General features: G+C 26.1%; 23 protein-coding genes. 6 read left to right on the top strand and 17 right to left on the bottom strand.

Annotated features, from left to right (window positions below):
* Window positions 1–80: 80 nt before the first annotated feature.
* The gene (locus HF520_RS03975; protein WP_168572795.1) at window positions 81–1,802 is read right to left on the bottom strand and encodes a sigma-54 interaction domain-containing protein; all 1,722 of its coding nucleotides are present in this window, start codon (window positions 1,800–1,802) and stop codon (window positions 81–83) included.
* A gap of 367 nt (window positions 1,803–2,169) precedes the next feature.
* Here HF520_RS03975 and HF520_RS03970 point away from each other — a divergent pair, with 367 nt between their 5' ends.
* A complete protein-coding gene (locus HF520_RS03970) occupies window positions 2,170–2,382 on the top strand; it encodes a DUF378 domain-containing protein (RefSeq protein WP_168572794.1) in 213 nt (70 codons plus the stop codon).
* 97 nt (window positions 2,383–2,479) lie between these two features.
* Here HF520_RS03970 and HF520_RS03965 read toward each other — a convergent pair whose 3' ends face one another.
* The 4 genes from HF520_RS03965 to HF520_RS03950 all read right to left on the bottom strand — a co-directional run bounded on the left by HF520_RS03965 (window position 2,480) and on the right by HF520_RS03950 (window position 5,900).
* On the bottom strand, window positions 2,480–3,376 hold the full coding sequence (locus tag HF520_RS03965; protein ID WP_168572793.1) for an HD domain-containing protein: 897 nt from the start codon (window positions 3,374–3,376) through the stop codon (window positions 2,480–2,482).
* Between the two features lie 109 nt (window positions 3,377–3,485).
* The gene (locus HF520_RS03960) at window positions 3,486–3,809 is read right to left on the bottom strand and encodes an HNH endonuclease (RefSeq protein WP_168572792.1); all 324 of its coding nucleotides are present in this window, start codon (window positions 3,807–3,809) and stop codon (window positions 3,486–3,488) included.
* 9 nt (window positions 3,810–3,818) lie between these two features.
* Window positions 3,819–4,547, bottom strand: coding sequence for an OmpA family protein (locus HF520_RS03955; RefSeq protein WP_168572791.1), 729 nt, complete (start codon window positions 4,545–4,547; stop codon window positions 3,819–3,821).
* Between the two features lie 6 nt (window positions 4,548–4,553).
* Entirely contained in the window at window positions 4,554–5,900 is a 1,347-nt protein-coding gene (locus tag HF520_RS03950) for a hypothetical protein (protein ID WP_168572790.1), read from the bottom strand.
* A gap of 378 nt (window positions 5,901–6,278) precedes the next feature.
* Between HF520_RS03950 and HF520_RS03945 the strand changes: the two genes are divergently transcribed.
* A complete protein-coding gene (locus tag HF520_RS03945) occupies window positions 6,279–7,586 on the top strand; it encodes a hemolysin family protein (RefSeq protein ID WP_168572789.1) in 1,308 nt (435 codons plus the stop codon).
* Window positions 7,587–7,655: 69 nt separating this feature from the next.
* Here the strand turns inward: HF520_RS03945 and HF520_RS03940 are convergent, their stop codons facing one another.
* Window positions 7,656–8,201 (bottom strand): cupin domain-containing protein, encoded by a 546-nt coding sequence (locus HF520_RS03940; protein ID WP_168572788.1) that lies wholly within the window; start codon window positions 8,199–8,201, stop codon window positions 7,656–7,658.
* A gap of 196 nt (window positions 8,202–8,397) precedes the next feature.
* Here HF520_RS03940 and HF520_RS03935 point away from each other — a divergent pair, with 196 nt between their 5' ends.
* Window positions 8,398–9,654: a GntP family permease gene (locus HF520_RS03935; protein ID WP_168572787.1), complete on the top strand. Its 1,257-nt coding sequence runs from the start codon at window positions 8,398–8,400 to the stop codon at window positions 9,652–9,654.
* Window positions 9,655–9,761: 107 nt separating this feature from the next.
* Here HF520_RS03935 and HF520_RS03930 read toward each other — a convergent pair whose 3' ends face one another.
* From HF520_RS03930 to HF520_RS15320, 3 genes are all read right to left on the bottom strand, one after another.
* Window positions 9,762–11,507 carry a WD40/YVTN/BNR-like repeat-containing protein gene (locus tag HF520_RS03930; protein ID WP_168572786.1) on the bottom strand — a complete coding sequence of 582 codons (1,746 nt, stop codon included), beginning with the start codon at window positions 11,505–11,507 and terminating at the stop codon, window positions 9,762–9,764.
* 442 nt (window positions 11,508–11,949) lie between these two features.
* Complete coding sequence (locus tag HF520_RS03925; protein WP_168572785.1) at window positions 11,950–12,921, bottom strand: bile acid:sodium symporter family protein; 972 nt, start codon at window positions 12,919–12,921, stop codon at window positions 11,950–11,952.
* 133 nt (window positions 12,922–13,054) lie between these two features.
* Window positions 13,055–13,189, bottom strand: coding sequence for a hypothetical protein (locus tag HF520_RS15320; protein WP_256372437.1), 135 nt, complete (start codon window positions 13,187–13,189; stop codon window positions 13,055–13,057).
* 409 nt (window positions 13,190–13,598) lie between these two features.
* Between HF520_RS15320 and HF520_RS03920 the strand changes: the two genes are divergently transcribed.
* Both HF520_RS03920 and HF520_RS03915 read left to right on the top strand, forming a co-directional pair.
* Window positions 13,599–14,954 carry a dicarboxylate/amino acid:cation symporter gene (locus tag HF520_RS03920; protein WP_243155189.1) on the top strand — a complete coding sequence of 452 codons (1,356 nt, stop codon included), beginning with the start codon at window positions 13,599–13,601 and terminating at the stop codon, window positions 14,952–14,954.
* A gap of 194 nt (window positions 14,955–15,148) precedes the next feature.
* Window positions 15,149–15,406 carry a hypothetical protein gene (locus HF520_RS03915; protein WP_168572784.1) on the top strand — a complete coding sequence of 86 codons (258 nt, stop codon included), beginning with the start codon at window positions 15,149–15,151 and terminating at the stop codon, window positions 15,404–15,406.
* 96 nt (window positions 15,407–15,502) lie between these two features.
* Here the strand turns inward: HF520_RS03915 and HF520_RS03910 are convergent, their stop codons facing one another.
* The gene (locus HF520_RS03910) at window positions 15,503–16,711 is read right to left on the bottom strand and encodes an AraC family transcriptional regulator (protein ID WP_168572783.1); all 1,209 of its coding nucleotides are present in this window, start codon (window positions 16,709–16,711) and stop codon (window positions 15,503–15,505) included.
* 152 nt (window positions 16,712–16,863) lie between these two features.
* On the opposite strand from HF520_RS03910, the gene HF520_RS03905 reads away from it, so the two are divergent.
* Window positions 16,864–18,600, top strand: a complete 1,737-nt coding sequence (locus HF520_RS03905; protein ID WP_168572782.1) for a glycoside hydrolase family 3 protein — start codon at window positions 16,864–16,866, stop codon at window positions 18,598–18,600.
* A gap of 89 nt (window positions 18,601–18,689) precedes the next feature.
* On the opposite strand, the gene HF520_RS03900 is transcribed toward HF520_RS03905, so the two are convergent.
* From HF520_RS03900 to HF520_RS03870, 7 genes are all read right to left on the bottom strand, one after another.
* The gene (locus HF520_RS03900; protein WP_168572781.1) at window positions 18,690–19,253 is read right to left on the bottom strand and encodes a GNAT family N-acetyltransferase; all 564 of its coding nucleotides are present in this window, start codon (window positions 19,251–19,253) and stop codon (window positions 18,690–18,692) included.
* Between the two features lie 426 nt (window positions 19,254–19,679).
* Window positions 19,680–22,094, bottom strand: a complete 2,415-nt coding sequence (locus HF520_RS03895) for an EAL domain-containing protein (RefSeq protein WP_168572780.1) — start codon at window positions 22,092–22,094, stop codon at window positions 19,680–19,682.
* A 234-nt stretch (window positions 22,095–22,328) separates the two neighbouring features.
* Complete coding sequence (locus tag HF520_RS03890) at window positions 22,329–23,123, bottom strand: TIGR00266 family protein (RefSeq protein WP_168572779.1); 795 nt, start codon at window positions 23,121–23,123, stop codon at window positions 22,329–22,331.
* Between the two features lie 180 nt (window positions 23,124–23,303).
* Complete coding sequence (locus tag HF520_RS03885) at window positions 23,304–23,564, bottom strand: hypothetical protein (protein ID WP_168572778.1); 261 nt, start codon at window positions 23,562–23,564, stop codon at window positions 23,304–23,306.
* Between the two features lie 114 nt (window positions 23,565–23,678).
* Window positions 23,679–24,437 carry a 5'/3'-nucleotidase SurE gene (surE, locus tag HF520_RS03880; RefSeq protein WP_168572777.1) on the bottom strand — a complete coding sequence of 253 codons (759 nt, stop codon included), beginning with the start codon at window positions 24,435–24,437 and terminating at the stop codon, window positions 23,679–23,681.
* On the bottom strand, window positions 24,434–26,128 hold the full coding sequence (locus HF520_RS03875; RefSeq protein WP_207711024.1) for an amidohydrolase: 1,695 nt from the start codon (window positions 26,126–26,128) through the stop codon (window positions 24,434–24,436). The genes surE and HF520_RS03875 overlap by 4 nt, the downstream gene beginning before the upstream one ends.
* A gap of 265 nt (window positions 26,129–26,393) precedes the next feature.
* Window positions 26,394–26,891: a hypothetical protein gene (locus HF520_RS03870; protein WP_168572776.1), complete on the bottom strand. Its 498-nt coding sequence runs from the start codon at window positions 26,889–26,891 to the stop codon at window positions 26,394–26,396.
* Window positions 26,892–26,949: the final 58 nt, after the last annotated feature.

Genomic DNA, 26,949 nt, shown 5'->3' with positions numbered 1-26,949 from the left:
TATTAAATTCAAATTTTATAAAGTTTTACACCTAATTTCTCACTTTGATAAGAAAAAATATTTTTATTATTTTTTGTTTTTCATTTTGAGAAACCATACTTTTCTAACTTTCTATATAAGGTTGCCATACTTAATCCTAATTTTTCAGCAGCTTTTTTCTTTCCTTCAAAATCATATCCATATATGTTTAAAGCTTTTAATATTTCCTTTTTTTCTAATTCTCTAATTGGAGTTATATCTTTTTCTATTATTTCATTCTCTAAAATATTTTGAGGTATAGTGTTTATATTTAATATCCCATCATGCTCCATCATATTTATCATAAATTCTATTGTATTCTTAAGTTCTCTAACATTTCCTGGCCAAGAATAAGAATATAAAATATCTATTACATCATCCTCAATTTTATAGAAAAACTTATCAAATAGCTCACAAAAATAATCTATAAAATAAAAGACTAATTCTTCTATATCTTCTTTTCTTTCTCTTAAAGGTGGAATTTTCATAGGAATTACATTTAGAATATAATATAAATCCTTTATAAATAAATTTTTATCTACTAAAGCTTTTATATCTTTATTTGTTCCTGCGATTATTCTTACATCGATTGGTATTATTCGATTTGACCCTATCCTATTTATTTGATTTTCTTTTATCGCTCTTAATAATTTGCTTTGTAGATATAATGATAATTCACTAATTCCATTAATGAATATGGTCCCTTTATTAGCCATCTCTAGCTTTCCAATTTGACCTCTTGACTTAGAACTGTCTCCATTATTTTTAACATATCCAAATAATTCAGCTTCAAGATACTCCTCTGGAACTAGATTGCAATCTACAACTATAAGTGGACTATTCGACTTATGACTTTCATTCCATATATTATATGCTACTAAACTTTTTCCGCTTCCACTATCGCCTCTTATAAGAATTGATGACGATGACTTTGACACCATCTTTATTTCTTTTTTTAATTGTTTAATTAACTTAGAATCTCCAATTATTTCTATATTTTTATTTATATTTTCTGATTTAGATACATTTAAATTATTACTTACCACATTATCAAATAATAATATATTATTATATTTTTCATCATTTATATTAATTAATTCTCCTATAACATTAAATTTCTCTCCATTAATATTTATACTATATTCTAGCTTCCCCTGTATCTCATCACCAGTTTTTTTTATAATTATATTATTTCTTAATATATTTTTTCTTAAGTTTAGTTGATTTAATGCATTTTTATTTATATTTTCTATTTCATCTTTTTTATTAACAACAATAGCACATTGATCTATTTTTGATATTATTTTTTCTAAATTTTCGATACTACTATCCTTATTATTTTTTTGTAAATATTCATATGCTTTACTTCCTATAAAATCAGCTATTTGCTCTATCAAAGCTACGTATAAATCTAAATCACTTTCTAATACTTCCTTTTGCTTCTCATTAAAACTTACTAAACCTATTACACCTATTACTTTATCCCTCATTTTTATAGGTGTTGCAATCTCAAATGTTTCATTGCACTGTTTATAATTTTTACAGTTTTTACAATATAAATCAATTCCTGGATCTGTAATTACTTTTGTCTCCCCTATTTTTAAAATATTTTTATATACATATCCATTCAAGCTCATATCTTGATTTATTTTAATTGCAAATTTGCCAGTTCCTGCTATTCTATAAAGATTTGTATCAACAACCTCTATATCAACTTTTATTACTTTCGCTATTATATTGATAGATTTTAAAACTGTAGCTTGAACAAACGATAATATAGACAATTTAATCTCCTCCCTATAAACATTAAAGATATCTAACTTATTTCTTGTATATTTATCTATATTTCACACCTTTTTATTATTATCCTTTTTTATCCTGCTAAAGTTATTAATATCAAAATAAAAAACCTTTATTCCTAAAAACTAATCAATACTTTTTATCTATATATTTAAATATTCTATAAAGCTAACCTAAAAATATTTACTATAAATATTTAAATAATAATAATTTAATATTTTTTACTAACTCATTATATCTATAAAATATTTAATATAAAAAATACTTAATATAAAAATTTGTTATTTTTTAGAATATAATATATAGTTTTACAAATAATAATATCATAAATTTACAAAAGGAGGAATTATTATGGATATAATTTATAATATATGTATAACTTTAGTTTTAATTGGAGCTCTTAACTGGGGCTTAGTTGCTTTATTTAAATTTGATTTAGTAGCAGCTTTACTAGCTGGTGGAGGTAATTTTGGTAATATAAGTACCCTTAGTAGAATAATCTATGGTTTAGTAGGATTATCTGCATTATATATTGGTTATGACTTTATAATGTTAATGTTATAATTGCAGAGCTTATAAAAAGGTATCTAATATTAGATACCTTTTTATGTTAAGTAATATAATTATTAAACTATATCATATTTTATATAACGATTTAAATTTACAGATAAAGCTTTGTTTCTATTCTTCTATCATATTGTGACCAGGAATTCTTTCTAGTATCTTCTTTTATTTGCTCTATTTTATTCATAGTAGCATCAATATTATCTGCAAAATTAAGTATTATGGACTCTTCCATATTTGCTACTCTTGGAGATCCATATTCAAGCTTTCCATGATGTTGAACAATACAGCCTTTTATTCTTCGTATAAAATCTTCACTAAAAGGAACATTCATATCTCTAATTGCCCTATCTATTATCTGAACTCCAATTATAATATGACCTTCTAGTTCTCCTTCAAGAGTATATTTAAAAGGACCATTATAATAAAGTTCATCTAATTTACCTATATCATGAAGTTTTGCACTTAAAACCGCAATCTCTTTTCTTCTACAATTGTATCTTTTGCATAGAATTTTAGTTAAATACATTACGTTTAGTGTATGTTCTGCAAGTCCACCTATATAATTATGGTGCATAGATACTCCACCTATTCCTTTTTTAAATTTTTCAAGAAATTTTTCATCTTTAAAAAAGTAATCATTTAATTTTTTTCCTTCAGGTGAAGTTATACATTCTTTAGTTATTTCTTCTATATAATTCATGATTTCTTCTATAGGTCTTTTTACAGTTACTAGGTAATCTTCAATTTCATATTCTTCAACATTCTTCAAATGGTTTACATCTATTACCGAATTCTTAACTCCTTCTATTTCAACAACTTGTCCTGGTTCTAATCTTAACTTCGATGCTATTTTACCATTTATATAACCAGTCTTGTCACTTAATAAATATACATTTTTATTTCCATCTTTATATAACTTTTTTATTATCATAAGAGATATTTTTACATTGCCATCTTTTAAGCCTTCTAAAAAAACATTTTTATTTGACATCTTATTACTCCTTATTTTATTTTCAATAAAAAACTCTAGACTGAAAATAACACAATCTAGAGCCTCATTTATATTTTAACCATTAAAAATGTAGTTTATTACAATTTAATTATTTCCTAAGACAAGCTCTACATAGAGCTTTTAAATTTCTATCACTATTATTAAATCTATTATTATTAATATGATGAACATGTAAATAGTATTTAGTAATAAAACAGTCTAAACCACATTCTTCACACTTGTAATTTTTATTTTTCTTATATTCTTCTGAGATACTAATCCAGTCTCTACTATATCTTCTGTATTTATTATCTATTTTCTTATTTTCAAAATCATAATTATAGCACAATTCTAATATATAATCCTTGTCTATATTCATATCTTCTCTAATACTCTCAAAAATATTATTTTCTATAAAATTAGGTAATTTCATATTATCCCTCTAATCATTGTAATTATCTAAGATTTCATTTATTGTTTCTTCTGAATTAGTTATTACTTTAAACTCTACTCTTCTTGATGCTTCTTTATTCTCTGTATTATCATTCATAACGCGTTTACTATATGACATCCCATTAGCTGTTATTTTATCAATTAACCAATCTTCATATTTTAATATACTTTTTATATTCATAATATACTCTAATACATTTCTAGTTCTATCTTGAGAAAGCTCCATATTTTTAAAGTAAGACTCTTTTTTCGTTGCATTTTCTTCCCATTCACTTGAAGTATGACCTTCTATCCTTATAGCTTCTACCTTATCTTTATGATTTTCATATATTAAATTTATGTATCTAGGAAAAAAAGAATCAAGCATATCTTCAAATTCAGGCTTTAGATCTGATTTTCCTTTTTCAAAGAAAATATCTGGTTCTTTAAACCTAATAGTTCCATCTTTATCAATTTCCATATTCCAGTATTTCATATCATCTTTAAATTCACTATATAAATCATCATATATACTTACCTTAGTTTCCTCATAAGTTGTTACTATATTTTCTACAGTTTCTTGTTGTTTTTTTATTTGAATATTTTCATCTACTACTCTACTCATAAAGGAAACAGCTATAAATAAAAATATTATCATAAGACCTGACATTAAATCAGATATAGATGATAGGGGACCTTCAATACTTTTATTTCTTCTAAATCTATCTAGTTTGCCCATAGTTTATCAAACCCCTTTTGATAATTCTACTACTTCTCTTAATTTATCAGCTAATGGAGTATAATCACTAGCAAATCTTTCAGATATTGTAGCTAGTTGATTTCCCAAACTACTTAAGGATTTTGTAAGTTCCATCTCTAATACTTCATCTAACTTATCAATTTTTCTTGTAAATATTTTTTCCATATCTTCTACCATAATCTTTATTTGTTTAGAAGTTGCATTAGTTATATTTTCTATTCTCTTAGTTGAATCTGAAATTGAGTTTTCTATATTTATATTTAAGTTAGTAGATGATTTCTTGATTATTTCTAATTGATTATTCATTGATATAGTATTTTGCTTTAAAGTACTTTCTAGTTCACTTGTAAAGTTACTTAGTGTTTGATCGAATCTTCTAGTCGATTTTAATAAATAACTATTAACCTCTGGGACACATTCTTTTAAAGAATATACCATCATCTTAAATTGATTTAAGTACTCACCAACTTCTATTTTGAATGCTTCATTAGATTTTTCAAAATATGTATTTATTATTGGTATAGATTCATTAGCTTTTTCTGATATACTTATTATTGACTTAGTTCCATCTATAATTATACTTTGTGAGTATTTAATATCCTTTAATACACTACTCAAGTTCTCATTATTTTCTTTTATTAAAGAAGAATTTTCACTTATATGTGCCATGGATTCCTCTATATAACTTATTGAAGATACCACCTTATTTAATTCTTCTATAGTCATTTCTACAGTATCTTTATAATTTTCTTGCCAATTAAGTAATGAATTAACTCCTCTATTTAATTCTGTAAAAGTTTCTCCAAGTTTTTTAAATTCTGATACAAGCTCTTCTTGTTTTGCTGAAGTATTTAGATTTAAACTATGCAATTCTTCTGATAAAGTTTTTGTAAATTCTCTTTGACTACTTATCCATAATTTACTTACTTTATTGAGTACATCTTCAGTTTGTATTTGATTTTGTATTAAAGTAGAATTCACTTCTCTACTTTCTTTTATCATAGTATTAAAAAGTTCAATAATATCATCTATATTTTCTTCATCTTCATTTTTAAGTGCTACATATTTCATAAATATTGATCCAGACATACCTACTATTGAAGTTGCAAAGGCTATTTTCATACCTGCTAACAACATTGGAACACTTTCTGTTATATTGTTAGGGTCAAATTCCAAAAGTCCTATTGATATTCCTACAAAAGTACCTAATACTCCTATTGTTGATGCAATATTGCCTAAGGTTGCTTCATTTGAGTATTGTTTTTCCTTAATAAATTTATATACTATCCACACGACTACAAGTGCAAAGACAGCAGTTACTATTATTGACAAATATAATCATCTCCTTTATTTTTCTATTTCTAAATCTCTATGATTGTAAATCCTCGGTTATACAAGAATTTAATATGAATTTTTTCTAACTTATTTAATTTAATACTTATTTGTTAATCAGTTAAATTTAAGTTAAACTAAAAAAATTAATTTATATATTGATATAAATTAATTATTATAATATAATATGGATTATAAAATTTAACCCCTTGAAGGGGAGTAGCTTTCACAATTGTGATAATTAATCGTCACTTCGGACTATGTCCCGGTTAATTAGCAAGAAATTAAAACTTGTTAGCAAGACCTTCAAAATAAATTCTTTATAATATAAGCATTTATTTTAAGGTCTTTTTTTATTATTATTTTTAGGAGGAGAAAATGAATACTTTAGATTCAGACCCTGGGGCCATAATTCCCCAAATATTATTAATTATATTACTTACATGTATTAATGCATTTTTTGCATCAGCAGAAATGGCTATAGTTTCTGTTAACAAATCAAGAGTAAAAAAACTAAGCGAAGAAGGTAATCAAAAAGCTAAATTGCTTGAAAAATTAATTGAAGAGCCAAGTAATTTCCTATCAACTATTCAAATAGGTATAACTTTAGCTGGATTTTTTTCAAGTGCATCTGCCGCTACTGGATTATCAGAACACTTATCTGTTCTATTATCACCGCTTAATGTCCCTTATTCTAAGGAAATATCAATGGTATTAGTAACATTGATACTATCTTATTTTACATTGGTATTTGGTGAGTTAGTTCCTAAGCGAATTGCACTAAAAAAAGCTGAAAAGATATCTTTATTATCTGTTAAGCCAATTTATATTATATCTAAACTTACAAAACCCTTTATAAAAATGCTATCATTCTCAACATCAGTTGTTTTAAAAATCACTAAAAATAATGATGCTGATATTGAAGAAAAAGTATCAGAAGAAGAAATTAAGTCTTTAATATCACAGTCAGAGGAAGATGGTTGTATTGAAAATGATGAAAAAGAAATGATTTATAGTGTGTTTAATTTTAATGATAAAACTATTAAAGAAATAATGACACCTAGAAACGATATGTTTGCTATAAACTTAGATGATAATATCCAAAATATTTTAGAAAAAGTATTATACTCTGGTTATTCTAGAATACCTGTATACAAAGATACTATAGATAATATTGTTGGAATTTTATATATAAAGGACTTATTATCTGAAGCTAGAAAGGTTGGATTTGATAATATATCTATAGAAAAAATATTACATGAACCTTATTTTGTACTAGAAACAAAAAGAACAAATGAGCTATTTAAAATGCTAAAAGATAAAAAAGTCCATTTCGCCTTATTATTTGATGAATATGGTGGAGTTAGCGGATTGGTCACTATGGAAGACTTAATAGAAGAAGTTATGGGTGATATAGAAGATGAGTATGATGTAAAACAATCTACTATAAATCAAATTGATGAAAATAACTTTATTGTAAAAGGTTCTTTAAATGTAAATGACTTTAATACTATTTTTAATACTTCTATTGAGTTAGGTGAATATGATACTTTAAATGGATATTTACTTACACAATTTGGTAAAATACCTAGTGAAGGTAATGAGATAAACATAAATAATATTAATTTCTTAGTTGATAAGATGAAAAATAGAAGAATTGAAGATATTAAAGTAACATTAAAATAATACTTTTATTTTATATAAAAGCCCCTTAGAAAATGTATTTTTACATTGCTTCTATAGGGCTTTTTTAATTTATAATATAACTGCAAATATAACTTTTACATCTTCATTCGTGTTATTTTCCCAACGATGATTTATTCCAGCAGATATTTTCACACTATCCCCTTTATACAAAGTAAATTTATCATCATCAAGATATAAAGTTGCCTCTCCTTCAAGCACATAAGAAAGCTCATATCCTGTGTGACTTATATCACCATTACTAGATGATGTATTTGGATAAAGAGTCATTATTGCAAATTCAAAATTATCTCTTATTCCAGGAGCAAGCATTTCATAAATTACATTATCACTTTCTGGAAGAATTACCTTCTTTCTACTATCTTTTCTGACTATTAAATCTTCTTTTACTACCTCTGAAGTGAAAAATGTAAATAATGGAACTTCTAATGCTGATGCAATTGATTTTAAAGAATTCACAGATGGATTTGCATTTCCTCTTTCTATTTGACTAAGCATAGAAGGAGTAACATTAGATAATTCCGCTAACTTCCTTACACTTAAGTTTTTTCTATTTCTTATTTGTGCTATTTTTTTACCTATATTTAAATCTGACATTGTATTCTCCTTATAAATTGATATTTCTTTTATTACTATTATAGTTTCTATATTGACACTCTTTTATATTATTATACCATTATACATCAACGATGTAGTGTTAAGTATAATTTAATAAATTAAATCACATTTGACATTTTTAATTTTCTTATATAAAATAATATTTAATAATTTTAAAATAAAAAGGAGATAAAATATGACAATAACAACTTTTGGAGCGATTATTGGTTTAATAGTAGCAATTATATTTATAATAAATAAATTTGAACCATTTTATTGTTTAGTATTCGGTGCATTAGTTGGTGGATTAGTTGGTGGTGCAAGTTTAGTTGATACTGTCGATTATATGGTTAATGGAGCTCAAAATATGGCACCAGCTATTCTTAGAGTAATGACATCAGGATTTTTAGCTGCAACATTAATAAAAACTGGTGCAGTAGAAAGAATATCAGAGGAAATAATAAATGTTTTAGGAATTAAAAAAGCAATCTTAGGAATAGTGTTATCATCTATGGTTTTAGCTTCTGTTGGAGTAGATTTAGACGTGGTGGTGCTTACTGTTGGACCTATTGGTATATCTATAGGAAATAAATTAGGATATTCAAAATTAGCAATACTTTTAGCAGCCTTAGGTGGTGGTAAAGCAGGAAATATTATTTCTCCAAATCCAAATACTCTAGCTGCTGCAACTAATTTTAATGTAGATCTTTCAAGTGTTATGCTTGCTAATATCATCCCTGCTATATGTGGTGTTTTAATAACTACAATACTTGCAAAAACTTTAATCCATAAAGGCAGTAAAATTGATGTTGACGCAAATACTAAAGAAATTAAAAATCTACCAAGCTTATTTGCATCAATAATAGGTCCTATAGTATCTATCTTTTTACTATTCTTAGGCAATATATCTAACATTGTTGTAGATCCACTTGTAGCTTTACCTGCTGGTGCAGTCATAAGTATAATTGCAACAAAAAATATAAAAAATACAAAAGAATACTTATACTTTGGGGTAGAAAAAATGCAAGGTGTTTGCATATTATTGCTGGGTACAGGTACATTAGTTGGAATTATTCAAATGTCTAATTTACAACATAGTACTATAAGCTTATTAGATACATTAAATATTCCACAGTTCTTACTTGCTCCTATTTCTGGTATGGTAATGTCACTTGCTACAGCTTCTACAACTGGTGGTTCAACTATAGCATCTTCAACTTTTTCTGAAGCTATATTAGCCTCTGGATTAACAGGAGTTGCCGGTGCTGCTATGGTAAATGCAGGTGCTTGTGTATTTGAACATTTACCTCATGGTGCTTTATTCCATGCTAGTACTAAAAGTGTTTCAATGGATTTATTAGAAAGATTTAAATTAATTCATTATGAGATAATAATAGGACTTGTTATAACTGGTGTTTCAACTATAATTCAGCTATCTCTAATTAGTCTTTAATAATATAAAAGGATTTTATGTATAATTTTTATTCTTATTAACTATACATAAAATCCTTATTTTTTTGAAATATAACTATCTATATTCTATTTAATATTATTTTTATATTATTCACTATAATCCCAAGTTAAACCTTTATCTTTAGTTACAAAGTTAATAGTTTTATCATTATCTCTAAGTTTAACTGGTAGTATCCCCTTCTCTCCATCAAAACTTGGAGAAAGAGGTGTGGCATAATCACTAGCATATTCATATGGTAGTTTTATACTAAGCTCTTCCCAAGTAAGACCTGCATCTTCTGTTCTATAAACAATAGGGTTATTATTACTTTCATACCTAAAACCAATAAATCCTATTTTATCATCTAAGAATCCTACTCCAGTAATCACATGAGGATATACTCCATTTGTATTTCCTATCTCACTCCAAGTCTTACCACCATCTTTAGTTATATAAATATAAGAATTCTGATTACCCATTGCCACATCAGTAGTTATAGCATAGTACCCTACATCTTGAGAAGTAAATCCTATGAATAAATCTCCTCCTTGATATCCATTTTCTATAACTACTTTATCCCAAGTTTTACCTTTGTCATTACTAATAGTTATAAGTATATCATTTTGGTCAGTTGATATAAATGCAGTCTTTTTATGAGTTATGTAATATGTGTTATCTTTTAACAAATATATTTTTTCTGGATCAATATTAGAATCTATATATCTTGAAGGTATTGGTACATCAACAAAATCCTTCTTTTTATTGTAGCTAAGTCGTATTTTCCTTGAACCTATAGTATAGTAAATTCCTGTCTTAGTTTTATAAGATTCGCTTGAAATATCTTCTTTAGTTTCATTTATATCTTCTTTCTCTTTTTCTTGACTTGAGTAATTAACTAAGCTCAGACCATCAGAACTAACTAAGTTTCCACTATCTATTAATTCATATTGACCATTTACTTTTTTTATTCTCATCTTATATTGACCAGATGTATCTTCACTTTCTCCATTAGCTTCTACAATAAGTTCAAAAAATACTTGTGATACAAATTCCTTACTATCTCCTGCTATTATCACAGTTTCTTTAGGATTATATATTGCCCCCATATTTTTAGAATTATAAAACTCTTCATTTTCTTTTATATACTCTTTAAAAAATTCATTTGAAATCCCTATTAATTTATTCATTTGAGTTTTCTTATAAAAAGGATATAAAATTACTCCAACAAGTATTAAAACAAGTACTAGTAAGATAGCTACCTTCTGTTTTCTATTGAGTTTTTTTCTAACTTTATTTTCTTTTAATTTTTCTTTTTCTTTTTTACCTTTTAATTGCTCTATATGTATCAATCTTAAAAATTCATTTTTTTCTTTTTCATCTTTAAATGAATCCAAAGGTATTATAAATAATGGATTTGTTTTATCAACATATAAAATTATTCTATTATCTTTTTCAATTAATTTATCTATACATTTAGCACTATAATCTATTCTCTCGTTTACAGTTCTATAAATTAAAATACCATCGATTATTTCAATATTTTTTTCTCCTATCATGGTAGGTCTTAGTCTTATAAGTTCTTTTATCTTTGTATCCAGAGTATGTGTAAGACTTTTCTTTATCAAAATATTAAAGAAAATAAATGCTACACAAACTATAGCTAACCCTTTTAAATAATCCATTGTTTCTATTTTATAAAAATCAGATATAACGTTTAAATGATATATCCAGAATATATACAAAAGTGTAAAAAAATACACATATAATCGTGAATACATTTTTCTAGATACTTTGTAAAATTCTTCATAACCTATTTTGTAGTCTTCTTCACTATTTTTATAATTTACTATCATATTATCTCCCCTTACGTTTAAAAGTCAATTTGCTCTTTATAATATTAGACCTTGTTTTTCATGAAAAAGTTTTAAAAATTTAAATAAATTTAGTAGTATAAGATTTGACCACTTTCGTAAACATTCCTTATTTATCAGAAAGTCCTTTAAACTAATAATTCCATTATATTATTACTTACTAAATTAAATAACATAAAACTATGGCAGAGTTGATTAACTCTGCCATAGTTATTTAAATTATTATAATTTATTCTTCCATATTGCTAAAATTTTTCTTTAAGAATGCTTCTATTCTATAACTTTCTAATATTTATTTTCTCTAATATTATTAATTACAATTATACCAATAGCAAACAAATATTTCATTAGAAATTTATATAGCAAATTAAAAATGAATTAAGTTATAATCTTTAATAAAATAGTAGCATAAAAAGTGATAGCTTTATTTATTATTATAAACATCTAATTCTATTTCTTTTTCTTCTGATTTCTTAGACCAGTAATTAGCTAAAACTGCACTAAATATAGTTTGCCAAGTACCAGAAATTGCTGCTGGAAGAGCAGCTAATAAACTAAAATGGCTAACAGCTAAAGTAGTTGCAAGACCTGTATTTTGCATACCTACTTCAAGAGAAACTACCCTTCTTTTTTCTTCATCCATTCCAAATTTATAAGCTAAAATATACCCTAGTAAATGGCCAAACACATTGTGTATTATAACAGCTATAAATAGTAATACTCCAGTAGTCTTTAAGTTATCTAAACTATTACTTGTAACTCCAGCCACTAGACACATTAGTGATAAACTTGATAACATTGGAATACATTTTTCTGTAACTTCACTTACTTTTGGTAAATATTTATTACATAAAATTCCTGCAATTATCGGAATTAAAACTATTTTAATTATAGATAAAAACATTGAGTACAAAGAAACATCTATATAGCTTCCAGCTAAAATCAGAGTGAGTGCTGGTGTTACAATAGGAGCAATAAGAGTCGACACAGTTGTTAAACTCACCGAAAGTGCAACATCTCCTTTTGCAATAAAACTCATAACATTAGAAGATATTCCACCTGGACAACATCCTACCAGTATCACCCCTATTGATATCTCTGGAGGTAAGTTCATTAGCTTACATACAAGAAATGCAACTATAGGCATTATTGTAAATTGTCCTAACGCTCCTATAAAAACATCTTTTGGTCTTTCTAAAACTAATTTAAATTGATCTATACTTATTGTTACTCCAACACTAAACATCAATATCTGTAATATAGTATTCATATTAGGCACTACCCATAAAAATGTCTTTGGTTGAATAAATGAATATACTAATGCTCCTATAATTAATATTATCATATACTTAGACATAATCTTACCTAATCTCTCCACATTATTTAATACCCCCATAAAAAATACCCTCCCTTATTTTAAATAAGCTACCTATATATAACTTAAAAATAAAAAGAGCTCTAATGAGCTCCTTTTTTATTACACTAAAAGTGTACAATTATAATTTTGTATTAAAAAATACAATTATACATCATATAGGTACTACTATTCTCATTAGGAATATAGATTTTTTATTTTTGCATGATAATCTTCTAGCGCTAAAATAATAGCCCCAGCTAAAAAAGCTAAAAAATTTTCTTGCTAAATCCTTTCCTAAATTTATCATAATAGTATCCTCCACTTATTTTTAGTAATTTATTTATAATAAGTATATTCTTATATGTATAGTTTTGCAATGCTTATTTTTCAGAATTTTTTTAATTTTTGGAGTGGATTACATTTTATAATTAGATTTTATTACAAAGTATTATTTTACTATATTATTAGGATATAATTGTTTTTTACTACAAAATTTTTCTTTTTAAAAGTAATTTTAACAAAATTTATTATTATAGTTTATATATTTTTATTGACATTGAAAATTTACTATTGTATATTAAAACTCATAGGATACCTTTAAGATAGTCCCGTGAGACTAATAAGGAAATATACATAAAGTAGTATTTTTGCCTTAATATCTATTTGGTATTAAGGCTTTTTTGGTATCCTAAACTAAACAATCAATGGAGGATACTATGAATAAGAGTAAAACATCTAAAAGTAATGATAATAGCTTAGCAATAAAAATGGCTATAGCCTTGGCTATAGGATTAATAGTTGGTACATCATTCATATTCTTAAGAGAAAGCTTAATTGCAAATGGCAAATCCGCTACTTGGGTAATGATTAATAATTTATTATTCCAAGATATAAGTAAGCCAGAAGGAAATGGTGCAATAGGTATCTTTTATATCGTTGGTCAACTATTTATAAATTCCTTACAATTAGTAATAGTTCCTATGGTTTTTACTTCTATTGCGCTTGCTATGTGTAATATAAGTGATACTAAAAAATTAGGACGTATATCTTATAAAACAATGCTTGGATTCTTAGTAGCATCTATATTTGCATTAATATTAGCTGGAATATTCGGAATGACAGCTCACAAAATGGGATTATTCAATGTAAATATAAATAATATCGCTACAAATGAAGGAACTGCTGGCAGCAATCCATTACTTGTGTTTGTTCAAACTATACCTAGTAATATAGCTTCTGTATTTAGTGATAATGGTCGTATATTATCAATAGTTTTCTTAGCTAGTATAACAGGGATTTGTATAAATACTTTAGGTAACGAAATCTTAGTATTAAAAAAATTATTACAAGATATAAATAAAATAATAACTATTTTCTTAACATTTGTAATAACTAAGTTTGGACCAATAGCAATATTTGTTTTAATAACTAGAACTTTTGCTATATATGGTATTGATCATTTAAAGCCAGCACTTGCTTATGTGCTTACTACAACATCTGCCTTATTAATATTTTTAATATTTGGTTATGCATTATTTGTTTACATATCTACTGGATTAAACCCAGCAATATTTGTAAAGAAAATATCTAAAGTTGCACTATTTGGATTCTCGACATCTTCATCAGCTGCAACACTGCCATTAAATACTAAAACTGTAGTTGAAGAATTAGGAGTTAACGAAGAAGTAGCTTCATTTACACTACCACTTGGTATGACTATAAATATGAATGGAACTGCAATAATGCAAGTTATAGCAGCTATATTTATAGCATCTAGTGCTGGTTATGAAGTTACAGTAGGAAACATATTGATAATAGCACTACTTGCTTTAATAGCATCAATAGGTACTCCTGCTGCACCCGGTGCTGGAGCAATAATATTATTTACAGTTTTAACAGGTATGGGGTATCAAAATGATGCTGCTGTACTTGCTTACTCATTAATACTTGCTATAAATAGACCTGTAGAAATGTTAGTTACATCTCTTAATGTTGTAGGAGATGCTGCAACTGCCGTATATGTTTCTAAGTCAGAAAATAATTTAAACGAAGATATATATAATGCTGATTAAAGCTAAAAGGAAGAGATTGGAGATTCAATCTCTTCCTTTTAGCTTATATAATATTATATTATAAAAATTACTTATATCTATATAACAAATAAAATAATAAACATATTTTTGCATATTATATTTATATAGAAGGTTTAATAACTTTTATCTAGAAATTATAAATATATTATATATTATAAAGGAGTTTTTAAATTATGAGTAATAATAACCTTTATCAACTTAATTGCCCACACTGTGGTAAATTTATAAATATAAATGTACCCAAAGAAAATTTAGATAATAATAATACTTCAATGGTTTGGTCTGATGAAAATTTAGGTAATATAAGCATATCAAATACCTATAAAAACTCAGGTTCTTTTGGTGCTTATGAAGCTATGGATGTAGAAATGATTTGTCCATATTGCTCTTATACCTTCAAATCTACAGTACATTCTAATCATTCACTTTAAATTAAAGCTATATAAACAAAGCTAAAACTGTATAACTAATCTATGCTAGTATAGTTTTAGCTTTTACTCATTTTTCTTTATAAGTTAAAATAAATTTTACTTTTTACCTATATCTTTTTTATATTGAGTAGGAGATTTTCCTATTTCCTTTTTAAATAATCTACTAAAATAACTTATATCATTAATTCCAACTTTTTCTGCAATGGCTTGGATTTGTAGATCTGTTTTTTTCATAAGTTTAATAGATTCTTTAATTCTTTTTTTGTTAATATAATCAATTACAGAAATCCCACGTTCTTTTTTAAATATTCTATAGAGGTAGTTTGGAGTTATACAAAGGTAGTCTGCTATACTTGAAACTGTCAAATCTGAATTTAAATTAAATTGTATATAATTTATTGCATCTCTCATGAGTGGACTTACATCCTTTAAAGAATGTTCCTTTACCAATGCACAATAATCTTTAATCATTTTTATTATTATACCTTCATCCAATTTAAATTTAGATACTGATAATAAAGTATACTTTGTAGAAAGATTTTCTAAATGTAGTGGGTGTACTCCTCCTGCTTCTGCTGCCTTTCTTAATAAAGTAATTTGTACTGAAAGCCCTCTCTGACTTGTAATTCTATCTCTAAATTTATAATAAGTGTGCAAGTTAGACATCATTTTTTCATAAGCCATATATGCACTTGGAAAGTCCCCATTAGAAACAGCTTCCATGAACTCATTTTCTCTTTTATATCTTTCTTCTATTATCTTTAAAGGAACATCATTTTCTAAATCTTTTTCCAAATCAAACTCATTTTTCTTTATATCACCATTACCTACAAACGTCATTGGAAATGGACCTTTAGTTTTATAATAGCTTTCTAAAAATAAACTCGTAATAGTTAATATCTTACCTCTATCTATAATTGGCAAAGTTGCATAATACTTCTTTAGTTCTATTAATGTTGTATCATTTAAATTTAATGTGAATTTTAACTCTTTAATAGTATCTTCATTCATTGGTTCTTCTAAGAATGGTCCAATAATTATACTTTTATTATTTTTTTTATTTAAAAAAATCACAACATAGTAAATTCTTAAAGGTGTGTCTATATTGTATATAATTTGTTCTTCTGAATACTTTATATAATTTCTCAAAAAAGTTTTATAATCATATTCTTCTGAAAAAATCTTGTAAAAAGGATTATTTTCATAAATATTTATTAACTCTTTTATATCTGATGTATATAAAATTGATGTATCTAATAATATAGATACTGTTTGTGTCCAAAGCAAAATTTCATTTTCTTTCATAAATTCCACCTTTTTATATTAAATGCATTATTTGTTCAAATTATATCAATATTTGTTATATATGTAAAGGTTATCCTTTTGATATAATTAATTAACAACTAAAATTGTTAAATATTTATTTATATAAAAATTAAATTTAAGGGGGAGTTAAGATGTTAGAATTAAAGCAAAAAATAGACTTAAAAGCTAAACCTTTTTACTTATCTGATGAAGATATAAAATGGGTTGAAGAAACTTTAGCTAACTTAACTTTAGATGAAAAGATAGGTCAAGTATTCGTTGATATGTTATGGAACAATACTGAAGACGAAGTAAGAGAACGTATAACTAAGTATGGTATGGGAGGATTTAGATATAATAATATGTCTCCTATTGAACTTTATAAGCAAAATAAAGTAATACAAGAAACTAGCAAAATACCTGCCTTAATAGCTGCTAATATAGAAGCTGGAGGAGATGGAGGAGTAGGTGGTGGAACTCACTTTGGACACCATGTAACAATAGGTGCTACTCAAGATAAGGAAAACGCTTATAAGTTAGGATACTACGGATGTAAGGAAGCAGCTGCAATAGGATGTAACTGGACTTTCGCTCCAATAGTTGATATAAATAAAAACTGGAGAAGTTCTGTTGTTTCAAGTAGATGTTTCTCAAGTGATGCAGACCAAGTTCTTGAAATGTCAAAAGAATACTTAAGAGGAGCAAAAGATGCTGGTCTTGCTAGCTGTATGAAACACTTCCCAGGGGATGGACTTGATGAAAGAGATCAACATATAGTAACAGCAAACAATGATATGACTGTAGAAGAATGGGAAGAAAACTTCGGTAAAGTTTACAGAGGTATGATAGATGCTGGTGTTGAATCTGTAATGATAGGACATATAAGACTTCCTGAAATGTCTAGAAAATTAAGACCAGGAATAAAAGATAACGAAATAATGCCTGCTACAATAGCACCAGAATTATTACAAGACTTATTAAGAGATGAATTAGGATTTAATGGATTAGTTATAACTGATGCTACTCATATGGTTGGTTTAACTTCTGCTATGAGAAGATCTGAAATAATGCCATATACTATAGCGGCTGGTTGTGATATGATACTTTATTATAGAGATAAAGATGAAGATGTTGAATCTATAAAAGAAGGTCTTGCTAATGGAGTATTAACTGAAGAAAGATTAAATGAAGCAGTTACTCGTGTATTAGCATTTAAAGCAATGTTAAAACTACATACTAAAAAAGCTAATGGAACTTTAGTTCAAGATGAAGAAGCTCTTTCTGTAATAGGATGTGAAGAACATAAAAATATAGCTAGAGATATAGCTGATAAAGCTATAACATTAGTTAAAAATACTAAGAATCAATTACCAATAACTCCACAAACTCATAAGAGAATAATGCTTTACACAGTAGAAAACTCAGGATTTGCTCCTAATAAAGTTGAGACTGATTCTTTAAAATCAAGAGTAAAAGCTAAGTTAGAAGCTCAAGGATTTGAAGTTACTTTATTCGATCCAACTTCTGGACTTAATGGTAAGCAATTATTAGCTGCAACTCCTATAAAAGAGTTCGTTGATAGCTTTGATGCAGTTATGTTATTCATTAATGTTGCTGGATTCTCTCAAAGCAATGTAAGACGTATAACTTGGGCTATGCCAATGGGTCCAGATATTCCTTGGTATGTAACTGAATTACCAACAGTTTGTGTATCTGTATTTAATCCATTCCACTTAATAGATGTGCCAATGGTACCTACTTACATAAATGCTTACTCTGATAATGATGATACTTTAGATTTAGTTATTGAAAAAATAATGGGTAAATCTGAATTTAAAGGTGTAAGTTCTGTAGATGCATTCTGTAGTGCTTGGGATACTAGATTATAATATTTTGAATAATTAATATATATTTTTAAGCAATAAAATCCCTAGATTTTAAGATGTAATTTATATTTTAAAATCTAGGGATTTATTATTTAATATTCCTTTTTATTTTGCCAATCAGATATGAGTATAGAATAGTGATCCACATCGTAGTATGTGCCTTTTACCTTTACTTCTTGACGAGCTCTACCTTCATGAACCATTCTACATTTTTGCATTACTTTCCCAGAAGCATCATTTCCTACATAATGTTCTCCTTCTACTCTATTTAATTTTAAATCTTCAAAACTTAGTCTCAGTATCTCATTTAATGCTTCTGTCATATATCCATTATTCCAATAATCTCTGTTTAGTATATATCCAAAGCTTGCTTTATCATTTTGAGCATCTATTCTTATCTCCACACATCCGATACATTTTTTAACTTTTCTTAATTCAATTGCATATATACCTGCTCTACTATAATAATTTAATATAGAGTTTATTGATTGATCTATAGATTTATGAGTTTCCCAAGTTACATATTTAGTTGCCTCTTCATCTCCCGCAAACTCAAATACATCCTTTCTATCGTCCATAGAAAATGGTCTAAGCTTTAGTCTTTTAGTATATAATGTCTTATTTTGTGATAGTATTAAATCATATTTTCTTGTCATTATACCTCCTCCTTTTCTTAATCCCTATCTTCTTCTAATAATTTTTTTAATTTTATTTTCTATTATCTATAAATGCTTATATTAAAATTATGCTACCTCAAATTATTTGATAAATCGATAATTCTTCGCCTAAAAATATACATGCTATTATAACTCTTAAAAAGGATAATTCAAAAGATTCCATATCTATATTTTTTTATCTATATTTTTTTACAAATACGCCTAGACTCCCTCATATAGTCCTAGTGACAATTAGTTTAAAATACTATTCATAATTAATTCCCCTATTCTAAAGGATTTTTCTATTTAAATATATTTCATTATAACATAGGTAATCTCCTTTCTTAATCATACTTATTATAATTATTTTAATTATTTTTAGTTATAAATATATAAATTAAAAGAGTACTAAATAATAGTACTCTTTTAATTTATATATTTACTTTCTAATTCATTTACTGTCAATGGTTTACTATATAAATACCCTTGTATTACACATTCACCCATTTGAGTTAACTTTTCTTTTTGCTCATTATATTCTACACCTTCAGCTACTACCTTTAAATTTAAAGATTGTGCAAGAGTGAATATCATCTTAACTATTTTATCATTTTGACATATATAATCTATAAACTTTTTATCTATCTTAACACCGCTTATTGGAAGTTTCTCTAAATAACCAAGAGAACTATATCCTTTACCAAAATCATCTAGATATATATTTATACCTGCTTCATGAATTTTGTATAAATTATCAACTATTACCTTTTGATCTTCTATTGCAAAATTCTCTGTTATTTCAAACACGATTTTCTCAGTTGATATAGAATATTTTTCAAGCATTGATTCTACATAATCATAGAAATATTTATCCATAAGCTGTATAGGAGATATATTTATACTTACTTTTGGTATATTAAATTTCATTCTTTCCCATATATTAATTTGATTAAATACTTCCTCTATTATAAAATTTCCTAGATCATGTATTGTTCCCGTTTCTTCAGCAATTTTTATAAACTCATTAGGAGGTACAAATCCTAAGATTTTACTATTCCATCTTATTAAAGACTCAACCCCTTCGATACAATTATTGATAGGGTTTATTTGAGGTTGATATACTAAAAACATTTCTTTATATTTTATAGCTTCAGTTATGGCTATACCTGATATAATCTTTTTCATACCAGAATTGTATTCTGCATAATTATTTCTTCCATTTTTCTTTACATTATACATAGCTATGTCACCTTGTATTACAAGGTCGTTTATATTATTACATCCCTCTGGATAAAATGATATTCCGATAGAAACCGTAGCTTTTATACTATAACCACCTAACTTAAACGGTTCGTTCATAACCTTTACTAAATTGCTTGCAAAGTCTATTACATCTTCTTTATCTTTATATTCTTTTATAAAAATAACAAATTCATCTCCAGATGTCCTTGATAATACGCTATTAGGAATTGAGTTTATAGAAATTCTATTTGCTAATTCTCTTAATATTGAATCGCCTATTTTATGTCCATATATATCATTTATATTTTTAAATTTATCTATGTCTAAAAATAATACTGCAGATTTCAAATCTTTATTTTTAGATTCCTTATTATAATTTTCTATCTCTTTATTAAAACCAACTCTGTTATATAAGCCTGTTAACTCATCTGTATTTGATTTTACAATAATTTCATCATAATGATTATTTAATTCATTTACTAAAGTATCAATTTGCTTTTCTACAATAACAAGCTCATCTTGTATATCTAATTCTTTATATTGATATTCTAAATTATATTTATTTAGTTTTGAGATAGATTTTATAATATTATTAATTTTATGCATAAAACTATTGTTTAAAAAATTCCAAGTAAAGATTATTATTAATATGTATAAAGATAATATACCTAAAAATAGTACTCTAGTTATTTTTATAGTATCAACCATTTTTAATTCAGGTTCTAACTTGATATTTATGTATTCACTTTCAGTAAAATCTTTTATATATAATCTACTTTCGATTGATTTAATATAATTGGGAACTAGCTCAATATTATTTTTTACCTCTCCTAAGTTCTTTGTTTCTATATTCGATTGTTCTATTGTATTTTCATTTTTTACAGGTAAATTATTAACTGATTCCTCTATATAAAATTCTGGTGTAGTCTCTTCTAGTTTAATTTTAGAAATTTCCTTCCCCATTAACAGTATACCAGCTTTTTTGCCTGATCCATTATTATTTAATATTGGATTCATAGAAACAAAATAAATTCCATTTTCTGTTTTTATTATTCCATTTTTAGAACTAAATTCAGTTATACTGTTTAAAATTTCTTCTTTAAGTGAAATATCTTTAATCTCTTTAGATATTTCATAGCTACCTAATTCATCTTCACTATATAAAGACTCATATAAAATTTTTCCATCATTATCTAAAATAATTATGGTATTTATGCCTAAATTCATCATATTTATAGAATCAAAGTTTTCTTTTTCAAAGGCTTCACAATAATCCTTTTCTAATTCTTTAATTTTATATTCAACATATTCATATGTTTTATTCCAATTCGAATAATCTTTAGAAAATTTTTGAACTGTATTCAATTCATTATCTATAGCGTTGACTATACTATATAACTTTTGACTATCTTTGACCTTTTCCATGTTAATAATATTATCAACTACTACTCTTTTTGAAAAAACATTTATAGCTAATATTACTATTATTATTTGAATAACAAAATAAATTAATATCTTTTGATTTAAACTAAATTTATTAAAAAAACTAATATTGTTTTTCTTTATTTTTTTATTTTTAAAAAATACATTAAATGCCATTATAATCACCGTTGAATTCTATTTATTTACATTCTATATTACCACATATTTACAAGTTAATCACTTCTTTATTTTTATTAATATCAATAACCAATAATATTTTTTGATCTGTTGTAATGTAAGTAGCAATTTGTTTTTGTTTTATATAATATAGACTTAAATAATATCTCAACTTTGAAAATAAAATAAAGCTACCTTAATAAAAAACTAATTAAGGCAGCTTTATTTTATTTTCTATCTTTCGAATAAATCACCAAATGAGCCAAGTATACTACCTTCTCCAGTTTGCTTTCCATAAGCTTGAGGTGCTGATGCAAACACTCTTGATGCTAACCTACTAAATGGCAAACTTTGAACCCAAACATCTCCAGGACCAGTTAAAGTCGCAAAAAATATTCCTTCGCCTCCAAATAAAGTGTTCTTTATTCCACCTACAAATTTTATATCATAATGAATATCTCTTGTCATGGCTACAAGACATCCAGTATCAACTTTAAGCCTTTCACCTGCTCTTAGTGTTTTTTTAATAATAGTTCCTCCAGCATGAATAAAGCAAAGTCCATCACCTTCAAGTTTTTGAAGTATAAATCCTTCTCCTCCAAAAAATCCTACACTAATTTTCTTTCTAAAATCAATACCTATACTTACTCCTTTAGCTGCACATAAAAAAGCATCCTTTTGACAAATTAACTTACCTCCAACACTAGTTAAATCTATAGGAATAATTTTTCCTGGGTAAGGAGATGCAAAAGAAACTTTTTGCTTCTCATGTCCACTATTAGTAAATGCAGTCATAAAAAGACTCTCACCTGTTATAACTCTTTTTGCAGCACCTCCTAATGCTCCCCATATTCCACCTGAATTGCTTTTTTGACTTCCATCACCAAATATTGTTTCCATAGTAATATTGTTATCCATCATCATCATAGCACCAGCTTCTGCTATAACAGTCTCTCTTGGATCTAACTCTATTTCTACAAACTGCATGTCATCTCCGTATAGTTTATAATCTACTTCGTGTGAATACATATATACCCTCCTTAATAATAAAAAGTCTTCTTCAAACTAATTATAATACAAATATTACTTTATATAATATAGGTTTATATAGATACTTCATATGTTAAATTAATATAATTCATCGAATCTAAAAAAAGCTTTATATAAAAAGTAAGTTTTATATAAAGCTTTTTTATTAAATTTATTTTATTATTCTGCATCAAAATCCACGTGGAATTTACCTTGTGGAGAATTTATATCTATATATGATAAATTAAACTCTTCATCCATTACATCAATTTTATATTCAAAAAAAACGTCATCTTCTTTTTTTGACATGAAAATATAACTACCATTTTCCTTTTCTTCTATTTCATCACATATTTCATCGTAGATTTCTTCTCCACTTACTACGCCTGTATATCCTGCATCAGATATTTTTTCTTCTATTAGTCTGTATATTTCTTCCATTATTAGCCCTTCTTTCTAAAGTATTCATATAAATTTATATAAATTAGTTTATACAGTAAAAATATATAAGTCAATATTCTAAATAGCTTTTAATTTCTTTAGATAGTTCTTCAATTAAAAAATATTCATATCATTTAATATTTTTACTTTATTTAAATTTGTCATTTCAATATTAACAGGTGTAATAGATATATATCCATTTTCAATAGCTTTAATGTCACTACTTTCATCTTGATTTAATTCCCTTATTTTCCCACCAATCCAAAAATATCTAAATCCATAAGGACTAACTCTTTCTTCAAGAGCATTATCATATTTTCTTTCTCCTAAAGTTGTTATCTTTGAACCTTTTATATCTGAACTAGGTATATTTACATTTAAAATGCAATCTTCAAAAATATTTAAATTATCTTTTATATTACTTACTATGTTTACTACATATTTTGCAGCTTCTTTATAGGTTTCACTATCTACATTAAACTTATCATAAGAAACAGCTATAGCTGGTTTATTTTGAACAAGACCTTCTATTGCTGCAGAAACTGTTCCTGAGTAAATAACATCTGTTCCTAGATTTGGACCATTATTTATACCACTTAAAACCAAATCAAATTCTATATCTGAAAATAGTGCTTCTATTCCAACTTTTACGCAATCTGCAGGAGTTCCTGAAATTGCATATGCCTTTATATCCTCATCTACATATGCATCTTTTACCATAATAGGATTATGCACTGTTATAGCATGACCTGTAGCACTTCTTTGACTATCTGGTGCAACTACATATACATTAGCTATTGATTTCATAGCCTTTGCTAGCTCTAAAATTCCATCTGCATTTATTCCATCATCGTTTGTTATAAGTATATTCATATTATCTTCTTCTCCCTTTTATATACTATTTTTCCATTAAAACATGTCATTATCACTTTAGTATTTTCAATTTCAGTAGGGTTTATGTTAAAAATGTCATTGTCTATAATTATAAAATCTGCATATTTACCTACCTCAATACTGCCTACTTCATTTTCTCTAAATATAGCATAAGCCCCATTAATGGTAAAACTTTTAACCATATCCATAACACTTATTCTTTCTTCTTTATTTAGTAAAAACCTTTCGTCATCAATATCTTTTATACTATCTATTCCATAAGACTCTGCATTGTATAAATTTCTTGTAACTCCTGCTTGAATCGCATAAAACGGATTAGGTTCAGGTGTTACAGAATGGTCTGATGATGATGTTATCATTACACCCTCTTTTATAAATGATTTTAAAGGATACTCATATCTCGCTCTATCTCCTAGCAACTTATAATCTACATCCTCCCACCATTTAGGTGCTTTCAAATGCCAATAAGGTTGAGTTGAAGCAATAATTTTTAATTTTTTAAATCTTTTGATGTCTTCTTTATCAACTAATTGTAAATGAGTAATTGTATTTCTAAAATCTATCTCATTTAAATTAATATTTTCTATAATATCAAGTACTCTCTTAGTAGATCCATCTCCTACAGAGTGCACATGAATAGAGAAACCATTTTCATTAGAGTATTTTATACCTTTTTCTAAAATATTATCATTCCACAAAAATTCTCCATAGTAATTATCCCCCATTCCTGCATCTATCTCATATGGGTTTAGTAAATATGCAGTTGATCCTTCTACCACGCCATCTGCTAAGAATTTAACAGTTACAGTCTTGAATAAATTAGAATTATATTTCGTTCTTATTCTTTTTATTTTATCAATTTGATCTATAACATCTTCATCCCACCATAGCATTATACTATTAGAAACTCTTAACTTTAATTTATTTTCCTTTTGCAAATTTTTATATGCATTCGGACTCATCCCCCAATTTAATCCTGATATTGACAGTATAGATGTTATACCATATTCATGCATCTTTTTCTGAAATAATTCAAATGCTAACATATATTCTTTTTCTGAGTAATAATATTCATCAACAAGATCTCCTGCTGATTCTTTTAATGTTCCCCATAATTCTTTAGTTTCTTCATTTATTTCTATTTTTCCACCACTAGTACAAGGTGTATGTGCTTTTATATTAAATATTTCAATAGCTTTAGAATTTAGCCATACAGTATGTCCATCATAGGCTCTAAGTATTATTGGTATATCTCTAGAAACCTCATCTAGATGCTCTTTTTTAGGACCTTTACTTAACTCTTCTCCTTTAAATATTCCTAGTGACCATCCTCTACCATATACAGCTTTAATATCTTTATGATTTTTGATAAACTCCCTTATTGTATATTGATATTCTTCTATTGAATTTAATCCATATAAAGATACTTCAAATGAATCCGTAAGGGCTGTTCCAGGTGGATGAGTATGACTGTCTATAAAACCCGGCAGAATTACATTCCCATTTGCATCTATTATTTTCGTATTTTCATTTATGTATTTATTAATTCCTTCATTAGATCCAATATAAATTATTTTATCATCCTTTATAGCCATTGCTTCTTCAATAGATTCATTCTTATCTATTGTATATATTTTCGCATTAATTATTGCTAGATTACCATACTTCAATTTATCGCCTCTCTTTGTATTAATTATAACTCTTAACTTTATAATAGCTTATTTATAATATATTAAACAATTAAAAAAGTTATTTATTCATTTTATTATATATTTTTATGTTAAAGAAGTTTTGACATTGTATATAGTGTTTTCAGTTCTAATGGTAAAAGCTGCGATCTTTTTTAAAGATAATATTGATAAACTATGAGTATATAAAATGGCACAAAAAGAAAACCGCTAGATTAATTAGCGGCTCTTTTTTGTATAATATATTCTATATAAGATGTAACTTTTCTGCTCCAAGTTCTGCACATTTTATAAGTATATCTCCTCTTTTAGAAAATAACTCTTCAATTATATCTTCTCTATCTTCATAGTATTCTTCTTCAAGACTATTGCAAATGTATTCATTTTGAATTACAATTACTTTTTTGCTAATTTTTTCATTATTTATTAAATCTTTACCTAAATTTATAATTTTATTTATCATAATTAAATTTTCTGTACTTATTACATTCATTCTCTCTGTAAAATCTTCAATTTCATCAATCCATGTATCTGGAATTTCCTTTTCTATACTCTTGATAACGTTATCCTTAGCTTCATAATTTCCCTCTATATTAAAACACTCTATAAATTCATCGTCCATAACTTCATATTCCATATTTCCTTTTTTTATGAGTTTATAACTATTCTCAAACTCTTTAATTATATCTATAAAAGTTAATAAATCCTCCATAATCTCATTTCTATAAAACATATCATTACTCACATAAAACACCTCTTTTTATATTATTTAATTAGACTTATGTGTTTATAAATTTTTATAT

It is taken from the genome of Romboutsia sp. CE17, assembly GCF_012317385.1.
Lineage (GTDB): Bacteria > Bacillota > Clostridia > Peptostreptococcales > Peptostreptococcaceae > Romboutsia_E.
Note: the sequence above shows the minus strand (reverse complement) of the source record. Positions and strands in the feature narration are given on the sequence as shown.

Excerpts from the sequence above, each read along its gene's own strand:
- HF520_RS03895 (WP_168572780.1), bottom strand. The coding sequence starts at position 22,094 with ATGGCATTTAATGTATTTTTTAAAAATAAAAAAATAAAGAAAAACAAT.
- HF520_RS03955 (WP_168572791.1), bottom strand. The coding sequence starts at position 4,547 with ATGGGCAAACTAGATAGATTTAGAAGAAATAAAAGTATTGAAGGTCCC.
- HF520_RS03970 (WP_168572794.1), top strand. The coding sequence starts at position 2,170 with ATGGATATAATTTATAATATATGTATAACTTTAGTTTTAATTGGAGCT.
- surE (WP_168572777.1), bottom strand. The coding sequence starts at position 24,437 with ATGAATATACTTATAACAAACGATGATGGAATAAATGCAGATGGAATT.
- HF520_RS03915 (WP_168572784.1), top strand. The coding sequence starts at position 15,149 with ATGAGTAATAATAACCTTTATCAACTTAATTGCCCACACTGTGGTAAA.
- HF520_RS03965 (WP_168572793.1), bottom strand. The coding sequence starts at position 3,376 with ATGTCAAATAAAAATGTTTTTTTAGAAGGCTTAAAAGATGGCAATGTA.
- HF520_RS03885 (WP_168572778.1), bottom strand. The coding sequence starts at position 23,564 with ATGGAAGAAATATACAGACTAATAGAAGAAAAAATATCTGATGCAGGA.
- HF520_RS03935 (WP_168572787.1), top strand. The coding sequence starts at position 8,398 with ATGACAATAACAACTTTTGGAGCGATTATTGGTTTAATAGTAGCAATT.
- HF520_RS03905 (WP_168572782.1), top strand. The coding sequence starts at position 16,864 with ATGTTAGAATTAAAGCAAAAAATAGACTTAAAAGCTAAACCTTTTTAC.
- HF520_RS03925 (WP_168572785.1), bottom strand. The coding sequence starts at position 12,921 with ATGGGGGTATTAAATAATGTGGAGAGATTAGGTAAGATTATGTCTAAG.
- HF520_RS03890 (WP_168572779.1), bottom strand. The coding sequence starts at position 23,123 with ATGTATTCACACGAAGTAGATTATAAACTATACGGAGATGACATGCAG.
- HF520_RS03960 (WP_168572792.1), bottom strand. The coding sequence starts at position 3,809 with ATGAAATTACCTAATTTTATAGAAAATAATATTTTTGAGAGTATTAGA.
- HF520_RS03940 (WP_168572788.1), bottom strand. The coding sequence starts at position 8,201 with ATGTCAGATTTAAATATAGGTAAAAAAATAGCACAAATAAGAAATAGA.
- HF520_RS15320 (WP_256372437.1), bottom strand. The coding sequence starts at position 13,189 with ATGATAAATTTAGGAAAGGATTTAGCAAGAAAATTTTTTAGCTTTTTT.
- HF520_RS03900 (WP_168572781.1), bottom strand. The coding sequence starts at position 19,253 with ATGACAAGAAAATATGATTTAATACTATCACAAAATAAGACATTATAT.
- HF520_RS03920 (WP_243155189.1), top strand. The coding sequence starts at position 13,599 with ATGAATAAGAGTAAAACATCTAAAAGTAATGATAATAGCTTAGCAATA.
- HF520_RS03945 (WP_168572789.1), top strand. The coding sequence starts at position 6,279 with ATGAATACTTTAGATTCAGACCCTGGGGCCATAATTCCCCAAATATTA.
- HF520_RS03910 (WP_168572783.1), bottom strand. The coding sequence starts at position 16,711 with ATGAAAGAAAATGAAATTTTGCTTTGGACACAAACAGTATCTATATTA.
- HF520_RS03930 (WP_168572786.1), bottom strand. The coding sequence starts at position 11,507 with ATGATAGTAAATTATAAAAATAGTGAAGAAGACTACAAAATAGGTTAT.